The organism is Streptomyces sp. 11-1-2 (assembly GCF_003595545.1).
Lineage (GTDB): Bacteria > Actinomycetota > Actinomycetes > Streptomycetales > Streptomycetaceae > Streptomyces > Streptomyces hygroscopicus_B.
The window spans coordinates 10,705,337-10,715,014 of sequence record NZ_CP022545.1; the positions used below are offsets into that span (position 1 = coordinate 10,705,337).

The 9,678-nt window shown below is 68.8% G+C and carries 7 protein-coding genes; 3 read left to right on the forward strand and 4 right to left on the reverse strand.

Translation table 11 applies throughout. From position 1 onward, the window contains the following. Position 1: 1 nt before the first annotated feature. Positions 2-289, forward strand: coding sequence for a hypothetical protein (locus tag CGL27_RS45855; RefSeq protein WP_119994876.1), 288 nt, complete (start codon positions 2-4; stop codon positions 287-289). Here the strand turns inward: CGL27_RS45855 and CGL27_RS45860 are convergent. The 4 genes from CGL27_RS45860 to CGL27_RS45875 form a co-directional block, all read right to left on the reverse strand. Further along, positions 268-933, reverse strand: a complete 666-nt coding sequence (locus CGL27_RS45860) for a hypothetical protein (protein WP_119993583.1) — start codon at positions 931-933, stop codon at positions 268-270. The genes CGL27_RS45855 and CGL27_RS45860 overlap by 22 nt on opposite strands. Continuing rightward, positions 930-5,441 carry a hypothetical protein gene (locus tag CGL27_RS45865; RefSeq protein ID WP_240450866.1) on the reverse strand — a complete coding sequence of 1,504 codons (4,512 nt, stop codon included), beginning with the start codon at positions 5,439-5,441 and terminating at the stop codon, positions 930-932. Before CGL27_RS45865 ends, CGL27_RS45860 begins: the two co-directional genes overlap by 4 nt. A gap of 269 nt (positions 5,442-5,710) precedes the next feature. Further along, a complete protein-coding gene (locus CGL27_RS45870; protein ID WP_119993587.1) occupies positions 5,711-6,382 on the reverse strand; it encodes a TetR/AcrR family transcriptional regulator in 672 nt (223 codons plus the stop codon). Between the two features lie 77 nt (positions 6,383-6,459). Continuing rightward, a complete protein-coding gene (locus CGL27_RS45875; protein ID WP_119993589.1) occupies positions 6,460-7,674 on the reverse strand; it encodes a cytochrome P450 in 1,215 nt (404 codons plus the stop codon). Between the two features lie 470 nt (positions 7,675-8,144). Between CGL27_RS45875 and CGL27_RS45880 the strand changes: the two genes are divergently transcribed. Both CGL27_RS45880 and CGL27_RS45885 read left to right on the forward strand, forming a co-directional pair. Further along, positions 8,145-9,239, forward strand: coding sequence for a cytochrome P450 (locus tag CGL27_RS45880; RefSeq protein ID WP_119993590.1), 1,095 nt, complete (start codon positions 8,145-8,147; stop codon positions 9,237-9,239). A 112-nt stretch (positions 9,240-9,351) separates the two neighbouring features. After that, entirely contained in the window at positions 9,352-9,558 is a 207-nt protein-coding gene (locus CGL27_RS45885) for a ferredoxin (RefSeq protein WP_014057308.1), read from the forward strand. Positions 9,559-9,678: the final 120 nt, after the last annotated feature.

The following is a 9,678-nucleotide window of genomic DNA, read 5'->3' on the forward strand; positions in this document are numbered from 1 at the left end:
GATGCTGCCCACCGAACCCCCGCTCTCCCTCCACCGCCTGGTGGCCCCGGTCCCACCGGCCCGCTCCCAGGAGGCGGCAGTGGCCACCCATCAGGTCCCGGCCGCGGCCCCCGCCCCGCCTGCGGCGAAACCGCCGACCGCCGTCGAACGTCTGCTCGCTGGGCAGGACCGGCTGGGCAACGCGGCGGTGGCGGGCGCGGCGGCCCGTACGAGTCCTGCCGAGCCCCCGGTGGTGGGCACGGTGGTGGTACTGAAGCCGAAGGCCGCTCAGCCCCCCGCGTCCCCCTGACCCTCGGCGAGGCGTTCGGTGACCTGCCGCTGCAACTCCTCGACGCGTTCCAGGGACGCGTACGCCCGGTCCACCTCGTCGTCGTCCACCGAACCGGCGCCCCAGTTCGACGGGGAGCGGAGTTCCTTCTCCAACCGGCGGACGGACGCGGTGTGCTCGGCGTGCAGGACCTCCAGCAGGGAGATACCGCAGGCCAGGGCGGACTCGGCGGCGGAGGACTCGAAGAGTCGGAAAACCGTTGAGCGACCCGCCCGCAGCTCGCTGAGCCGGTAGCAGACGATCCGGTCCTCCCTGCCGGGATCGGCGGCGGGAATGCGGACGAGCGGCATCAGGTCGAGGTCCCCGGCCAGGAGCCGCAGTTCGGTGTCGACCAGGCCGTCGGGCTCGGCCGCCGGGCCGCCCCGGCCGGGCGGTACTGCCAGTTGCCAGGGCTGGTTGGTGAAGAGCGCCAGCAGACGCAGCCGCCACAGCCCCCCTTCCGCGATGACGAAGACCTCTTCGGGGAACGCGACGCCAAAGCACTCGCGCAGCACCTCGCGCGGGCCGAGCCTCGTCCCGTACAGCGCTCGCGCCAGCCGGGCCATCGACGCATAGTCGTCGCGTGCCGCTTCAGCGCGCAGCCGGTCGACGGGGTCCGAGGTCATCGCCGCTCTCCTCGGCGGCCTCTGCCTTCGGACGGCTTCTTCGTGACGGCGTCCAAGGCCAGGCCGATGTTCTTCCAGACCTTGGCGAGCTGGGAGGCGGTCATCGCCGAAATGATCTCCTGGGTCGTCTCATGCGCCTTGTCGACGGCCCGCTTGAACTCGGGGTTCTCTCCCACCGCCTGGAGCCTGTTCAGCGCCTCGACATCGGCGTCGAGCCGCTTCTTGAGCGCTCTGACGGCCGGGCTTCTGCCGGTCAGGCTCGGGTTGTCGGCCATCAGCATGGCGGTGTCCTCGACATAGGAGAAAATCTTGTTCTGAAGGAGGCGCTGGGCCGTCTCGTCCAGTCCCGGGGTGGCGCGGGCGAACTCCCTGGCCAGGGTACGGGCGCTGGCGTTCGACTGCGACTGGATGATGAGCGCGTACATCCGGTGCGCGGCGCGCAGCGTCTCCTCCCCGCCGCGCACGCGCATCTTGCCCTGGGCGGCCCGGCGGACGGCCAGCGGAGTGACGGTGAGGCCCCGGGCCTCGTCGCCGGGGAGCGGGCTCGTACCGGTGCTCGCGTCGGGCGCGTACGCCACGGAGAAGTCGGTGCCGAATGCCTTCATGAGCGCGTTGCGCATCGCCCGGCCCTCGGCGCCGCGTGCGCCGAAGAGCAGGCCCTGGACCTCCAGCAGGGCGAGGCCCCGGGCGTCCTGGAAGACCCCGCTGACGCGGCCCTCCTGATGGTCCCACGCCTTGATGAGCAGGTTCGGCTCCGTCGGGTAGAGCATCTGCGGATACTTCTTGGCGATGCCGACCCGAATGGCCCGGTCCAGCTCGTTGGCCAGCCGCGTCAGCTGCTTCGCGCGGCGGTCGGCCTTCCTGCCCCAGTCGAAGTCGTCGAAGTGATAGCCGCCGATCGTGAGCAGCGGATGAGCCCCCATCTCGGTGAGCACCTTTTCGTAGGCTCTGAGGACACCCACGCCGCTGATGGCGGCAACGCCGGTATCGGCGTCCTGGCTCACGATGTGGACCTGCTGGTTCACGTCCTTGAGGATGTTCACCGCCGACTTGGTGTACTCCGAGCGGATCACCTCGTCGCGGAAGATGCCGTAGGGGAGCGCGCCCTTGTCGCGCAGACCCTTCTCGTTGGCCTCGGCCCGCCGCTTGTTGGAGCCTTGGAGCTGTTGGTAGGCCGCGCGTACCTCCTCGATGCCGACCTTGCGGTTGCGCTTGCCCTTGACCCACCTGGGGGTCCAGACGAAGCCGAACACCGCCATCAGGAGCTCGGGCTTGCGGCCGACGCTGTTGATGGCGCCCCCGATGGCGTCGCCCTCCTGCGGATTGAGCCGCTCGAAGGAGTTGACGCCGATGACGACGGCGGTCCGCGCTGCCGCCATGTCCTGGGCGTGCAGGGCCCCCGTGCCCTGCCACGCCTTGTCCAGGTAGCGGGTCGCGACCGTGGGGTTCTTCGTGATTTCGCCGGGGATGGCGGCCATGTTGACGACGAAGCCGATCCAGCGGTCGTTCCCCTCGATGGGCTGGTCGATCGGCTGGAGCTGCACGACCGCGTGCGGGTGGCGCTTGATGGGGAACTTGCCCTGGGCCCGGTCGATCCGGTACGGGAAGAGCTCTTTGTAGGAGGTGCTCTTCGAGGGATTGATGGCCACCATCACCGTGTAGGTGTCGGAACCCTTCTTCTTCAGCTCGATCCGGGTGAGGCGGTGGCGCCTTTTGATGGCAGGGAGCCCTTCCCGGATCGACTCCTCCGTGGCGCCTTCCGCATTGAGCAGGCGCGTAGCTTCGCGTACGGCGGCGTCGAGGGCCCGCAGCATGTCCTTCTTGGATCGCTTGTCGGGCCGCTTCCTCTTCGGGTCGCGTCTGCGCTTGGGCCGCCGCCGGTCGGGGCGTCGTCGCTGGTCCGGACGCCGACGGCGCGGCCTGCCCGGTCGCTTCCGGTCCGGCCGGAGCTTCGGTTTCGGCTTCTTCCTGTCGAACCTCGACTTGATCTTGGACCAGAGCTTCTTCACCAGGCCCACGATCTTGTCGATCACCCAGTCCACCGCCCGGTTCACCGGCTTGGACATCGCCTGGACGATCTGCTTGACCCGGGAGGCGATGCCGCCGACGCCCAGGATCGCGGCCAGGACGCCCAGCAGGACCGGGATGGAGCGGGCGAGGGCGCGTTCGATCAGGCCCGGTACGCCGCCCTGGCCGCCTCTGGCGATCGCGATGACCGCGTCGAGCACGGCGTTCACGAACTCGAAGATCTGGCGCGCCTGGGTGACGATGAACCGCACGATGTCGATGATCAGCTTCACCGCCCGCACGAACGCGGACGCGGGGTTGAGCAGCGAGAGCACCCACATGATGCCGGCCTGGATGATCGTGGGGGTCACATACGCGATGACCTTGTCGAGCAGATCCTTCTTCAGATCGCCCACGCGCGTCTTGAGGTCGTCCCACATCCCCGCGACGCCCCGCTTGCGGACCTCCGAGACCAGCGGCACCGCGGTCTCGGCCGCGGTGACCGCCGGCTCCATCTTCGGGACTTTGCGGACGATGCGGGCGCGGATGTTCTGCCAGGTCAGCCCGAGCAGGGAGGCGAGCATCTTGAGGACGCCCTGCGTGTCGAACTTCGACGGCAGTTCGAGGCCGGCTTCGGCCGTCTTGCCCAATAGCCAGGACATGATGCCCTGTTGCAGGTGGCGGCCGATGTTCGCCAGGAACTGCTTGAGACCGGCGCCGACGGCCGAGACCAGGTTGCGCAGGAAGCCGATCGGGTCCTTGAGGATCAGCATGACCGCCGACGCGGCCTTGGCGAGGACCGAAAGCAGCAGCCGCTTCAGCTCCAGAATCGTGTTGATCACGGACTTGACCGCGTCCACGGCCTTGGCCACGAGGCCCTTGTTCTTCTCCTTCTCCGCGGCGATCTCGTCATCGACGGACTTGAGCGCGTCGGTGTACTTGGTCGCCAGCGTGTCGACGAGCTGAGTGCCCTTGTCGTCCACGGACTGGGTGAGTTCGTCGAACTTGTCGGTGAACTCGGCCGCCGCCTGCTGCCCGATGGACCGCAGGTCGGCCGGGAGTTTGCGGACCGCGGCCTGCAACTCGGACCGGCCCCGCGCGATGCGGTGCTTGGCCCGGTTCAGCTCGGCGCCGATGGTGTCGGCGACGTCCGATATCACCTGCCGCATCCGGCGGACGTAGTTGTCGCGGGCCTGCTCGAAGATCTTGTCGGCTTCGGCGGGCAGTCCGGCCAACTTGTCCCGCACCCAGCGCAGTTTGCCCGTCACGCCCGAGTACCGGCGGTCCTTGTACTCGTCCATCTTCCGCTGGTGCTCGGCGGTGAAGGCGTCCCGCGCCGCCTTCTCACCCCTGCCGAACTGGTCGTCGACCAGCTTGTCGAGGCCGTCGAGGATCGCCTCGACGTCCTTCTTCATCGTGTCGAAGACCCCTTGCAGAAGCGTCGTGACCTGGGTTCGCTTCTCCTCGTCCCGGCCCTTCGTGCCGCCCTTGCCCCGGTCGACCTGCTGCCCGGTCCGCGCCCGCTGGGCGCCCATCACGCCCATGGCGGCCGCGCCGAGCCGCTTCGCCTGCGCGGTGGCCGCGTTGAGCTCCTTCTTCTCGTGCCCGCGCATCCGGCCGGGGGCCGCCTCGGAGTGGCGCTCGGCGGCCTTCTTCGCGCCCAGCGCCTCCTTGAACGTGGGCTCGTTGGACTTCTGCAGCTGTCCTTCGGTGACCTGCGCGCCCACCATCCGCTGCTTGAGCTTGGCGGGGCCCGCGGACATGTCGGTGGCCGACGGCGGCAGCTTGTCCGGTACGGCGTTCGCGGGATTCGGCGTGCCCGGGGCCCCCGGGGGCCGGTCCGAGGTCAGGGGTACGACCCTCTTGGGGACGGCCGCCGAGGTGTCCGGCGGGGCGGCGGTCGTCGTGGCGATCTGCTCGGCCGAGTCCGACTTGCCCTGGCCGACCTTGCCGTGCACCTCCGCGCGTACCTCATCTGCCTTGCCGGAGTCGGCGAACTTGTCGGCCTCGTCGAGGTTCTTCGGTGCCTTCTCGGCGATCGCCTTCTCGACCGCCCTGATGAACGCGTCCTTGTCGAAGTCCTTCGGCTTGGCCTCGTTCATCTTCTCGGCGTTGGCGGTCTTGCCCTGTGCCTCTTCGTCGTCCTTGGGCGGTCGGGCGGCGTCCTGCGCGGCCCCTGCCTCCGTCCTCGGGGGTGGGTGCGAGCTCGCGACCGAGCGCTTCTTGCGCCGTACGTCCGTCTGCAGCATGGCGAACTTCGGATCCGCGCCCGGGCCGGGACGTGCCTTCGTCTCCGGCGCGGCGGTGGAGGCCGCGAGGGTCGCCTCGACTGCCTCCGCCGGTGCCGGTTCGGCCGTGGGCGGCTGCCGAGGGCCGGGCTCGGTACGCCGAGCCGCCGCGACGGCGCCATTGCCGACCGTGTCCTGCCCGGCGGGCGGCAACCGGGCGGAGGATGGCGGCAGCGCCGCCGGGCCGCGTCCGCCGGACAAGGCGGCCGTCACCGCCGCGTTGGACGGAGGGAACTGGGGTCGTGCGGGGCCGTGTACTTCCGGCCGATCCTGGGTGGGGACAGGCACCGTCTTCGACACCCGGGGCCGCTGCGCGAGAGCCTTCGGCGGTGGCATCGGACGGAACCTCCCACGCATGTCGGTGCCGACAGGAACGTGGCGTCCCGCTGACACTCCCGCACGAAGGGTGGCAGCACGGGCGTGACGAGGCCGTCACCCCCGTGTTTTCACGGCGTCTCCATGCGCGTGGGGAAGCCCCGCGGTCACAGGGGGCCGAGCAGGCCGTTGGTGAGTCCGCACAGTGCCTTGATCAGGTCCTGGCCGAGCACCCGCCAGGATTCCTTCGCCGTGGCGGGGTCGATGCGACCGGTCGCCAGGTCGTACTCCAGCTCGGCGAAGGCGTGCACGGAGAGCTGGCGCACCATGGTGCCGTGCCGGGCGCGGAGTTCGGGGCGGATGCCGTCCCGGCGGATGGCGCCTATCTCGTCCAGCAGGCGGAGCGACGGTGTGTCCAGATGGTCCTGAAGGACGTAGTCGCGCAGCGCGGGCTCGACGAGGGCCTGCGCGAGGAAGCGGGCACACCACGTGGGAGTGCCCGCTTCGATGTGGTTCTCGACGTTCGGCAGGATCAGGCAGCTGTAGTGCTCCTCCAGGGACACGGTCTTCCGCTCGCCCAGCGCCTCCACCATCACGATGCGGTGTTTCTCGACGAGGCGGGTGTGGCTCGACAGGATCGTCTCGATGAGCCCGTCCCGGCTCTCGAAGTGGTACTGCACCGCTGAGTTGTTGCGCTGGCCGGCCGCCTCGCTGATCTGCCTGACCGACACGTTCGCGAACCCGCGCTCGGCGTAGAGCCGTTCGGCGGTGCGCATCAGTTTGTCCCGCGCGAGCGCGGAGCGTGGAGAGGGCGGGGCAGCCGGGCCCGGAGGAGTCATCCCGTCAGGCTAATGGCACCGGTCAGGCATGCCCCGGACGTACGTACGACCGGCTCTCACCGTGCCGCCGCGGACCGTCACCAGGTGACCCACAGGTCCTCGAAGCCGCCCGCCGAGATCCCCTCGCGCATGCGGAGGTCTTCCGGGGCGTCCCGCAGCCGCAGTTCGGGCAGGTGCCTGACGAGGGTGGCCAGGCACACCTGGAGTTCCACCCGGGCCAGCGTCTGACCGACACAGAAATGCGGTCCGGCACCGAAGGCGACGTGCTGGGCGCTGTTCTCCCGGCGCGGATCGAACCGGTCGGGGTCGGGGAACTTGCGCTCGTCCCGGTTGGCGGCGTGCAGGTTGACGAACAGGGTGCTCCCGGCGCCGACCGGCACCCCGCCGACCTCCGTGTCCTCGGTGATGAACCGGGGGATGCCCACCCCACCGAGAGGGTCCAGCCGCAGGGCCTCCTCCACCACTCCCGGTACCAGCCCGGGATCGGCGAGCAGGGTTTCGTAGCGCTCCCGCTCCGACAGCAGCATCGCCGTCATCTTGAGGATCATGTTCGAGGTGGTCTCGTGCCCCGCGAGCAGGAGACCGACCACGGTGGCGATGAGTTCGTCGTGGCTGAGTCGGCCGTCCTGGCTGTCGGTGATCTGGGTCAGCTCACTGAGCAGGTCATCACCCGGCCGCGCCCGCTTGCGTTCGACGAGATCCGATGCGTAGGCTCGGAACTCCGCCTGCGCGTCGTCCACTTCGGCCTGGGTGTAGCGCGTCAACGTCAGCAGCGTTTCCGACCAGCGGGCGAACTTGTCCTGGTCCTCGCTCGGCGCGCCCAGCAGGGCGCAGATGACCCGCACGGGAAGGGGGAGGGCCAGCTCCGCGCGGAGATCCGCGGGTGCCCCCTTGACCACCATGGCATCCACCAACTCGTCGGCCATCTCCTGGACACGTGGGCGCCACGCCTCCATCTTCTTGACCGTGAACGCTCGGCTGAGCAGCCGTCGCCACCTCCGGTGTCCCGGGCCCTCCTTGATGTCCGCGTCCCCTTGGGAGGGCCTGCTGAACGTCCCCCCGTCCTCGGTGGTCGACATGCGCGCGGCGCCCTCGCGGGCGAGATTGCGGCTGAACCGCGGGTCGGTCAGCAGCCCACGGACATCCTCGTACCCGGTCAGCAGGCCGACCACGTCCCCACTGGGCATCCGTACGTGCGCGACGGGGCAGGTGGCCCGCGTCTCGGCCCATTCCCGCGGGGGCTCCAGCGCGTTCGGCTGCTCGAAGGGGTAGTCGGGGATGGCTTGCGTCACGGGGGACTCCTCCGGTGTCGGGGACCTGCGATCACCGTAAGGCGGTCGTCTTACTAAGACAATCGCCTTAGAAGGGGTGGCTGACATTCGACCGACAGCCAACAGGGGTGGTTGGACACGGCACATCAGGGGTATGGAGGCGGAGAGACCGTCGCGCTCAGACGTCACGGCCGACGCGGTGAGTTCGCCCGCGTGTACGGGGTCAACAGCTCTCGCCTTTGTCTAAGGAAATTTGCAGAACTTGCCTGCGGGGGTCTTTCGGCGCGCTGCCGGGCCGATGGCGAAGCTAGCATCGACATCGAGCCAGCCGGTGTAGCCGCCGACGACCTCGCTACATGGGTTATGAAATCGATGGAGGAGTCTTGGTCGACGCCCCGCACCCCCCTGTGCCAATGCCTACCAAGCGGAGCCGCCCCTTCAATCCTCCGGATGGTTACGCCCCCCTGCGCGAGCAGGAGCGGATAACGCGCATGACTTATCCGGACGGCACGCCCGGGTGGCTCATCCTGCGCCATGCCGAAGCGAAGGAACTGCTCACTCATAAGAGCTTCAGTGCGCGCCAGGAGGGGTTGGTTTCTCCCGTCCCCACCGAGCTGCAGTACGATGGCCGCCCGGCCGACCCCGGCGCCTTCGCGAAGACGGACGACCCGAGCCACAGTCAGTACCGCAAACTGGTCACCGGCTTTTTCACGGTCCGGCGCACGCGTCAGCTCGCCCCCATGATCGAGCGTATCGTGCACGAACAACTCGACGACCTGGAAAAGGCCGGGCCGGGCGCCGATCTGGTGGACGTCTTTACCGAATCCGTTCCCTCCCGGGTGATGTGCGAGATGATCGGCATCCCCGAATCGGAGCGGAAGACCCTCCAGCGGCACGTGGAAACACTCGGACGGCTCTCCTGTAGCGTTCCCGAGGCGCTTGGCGCTGTCTCCGGGATGAATGGATTCCTGGCCCGCTTCATCCCCATCAGGATGGACGACCCCCGGGACGACCTCCTCGGAGACCTGATCCGGGGCGGGCAGCTCGATGAGCAAGAACTCATGGGCATGGCCGCCACGTTGATCAACGGGGCCTTCGACACCACGGGCAACATGCTCGCCATGGGCGTCTTCACCCTGCTCGAGCACCCCGATCAACTGGCCAAGCTCCGCGAGGACCAGGAGCTGATGGGGGCCGCCGTCGAGGAGCTCCTCCGCTTCCTCACCATCTCCCACCTCGGGGCCAGCCGGTGGGCGCTGGAAGACGTCGAGTTCGCCGGCCAGAGCATCAAGAAGGGCGAGGTGGTCACCGTCGCCCTCCCCGCCGTCAACCGCGACCCCGAGCGCTACGACAACCCCGATCAGCTGGACATCGGCCGTACGGACCACGGTCACCTGGCACTCGGCCACGGCGTCCACCAGTGTCTCGGCCAGCACCTCGCCCGCACGATCCTGCGCGTCGGCTACGAGGCCCTGTTCGACAGGTTCCCCACGCTGCGACTGGCCGTGCCGAGCGGCGAGGTCCCCATGCGCGACGACTTCGTGCACTACGGCCCCAGGTCGCTTCCCGTCACCTGGGACGACTGATCGAGAAGTCAAGCGGTGAGTACGTGGCGGACGGTGTGGAGTTCTCGCACCGTCCGTCACGCAAGAGGGCCGACAAGACGTACCACAAACAACAAGGTAGGACTGAGACCCGATGAGGATCACCGCCGACCGTGAGGTGTGCTGTTCGGCGGGCCAGTGCGCGCTGATCGCGCCTGACCTGTTCGACCAGAGCGACGAGGACGGCTCCGTCGTTCTGCTCGACGCGCAGCCCGACACCGGACGGCTGGACGTTCTGCGCGAGGTCGTATCCCGCTGCCCGACCGGTGCGATCCGCGTCGAAGAAGACCCTGGCGTGTGAAAACAGCGCATGCAATCCCGGGGACGCGAATAGCGACGGAGAACGCATAGTGGCAAGTGTCACACGACCGGCGAAACACTGCTGAAACAAAATCCCGGGAACACGCCCGGGGGTGTCAAC

Coding starts and splice junctions, on each gene's coding strand:
- CGL27_RS45855 (WP_119994876.1), top strand. CDS start 2: ATGCTGCCCACCGAACCCCCGCTCTCCCTCCACCGCCTGGTGGCCCCG.
- CGL27_RS45885 (WP_014057308.1), top strand. CDS start 9,352: ATGAGGATCACCGCCGACCGTGAGGTGTGCTGTTCGGCGGGCCAGTGC.
- CGL27_RS45880 (WP_119993590.1), top strand. CDS start 8,145: ATGACTTATCCGGACGGCACGCCCGGGTGGCTCATCCTGCGCCATGCC.
- CGL27_RS45860 (WP_119993583.1), bottom strand. CDS start 933: ATGACCTCGGACCCCGTCGACCGGCTGCGCGCTGAAGCGGCACGCGAC.
- CGL27_RS45870 (WP_119993587.1), bottom strand. CDS start 6,382: ATGACTCCTCCGGGCCCGGCTGCCCCGCCCTCTCCACGCTCCGCGCTC.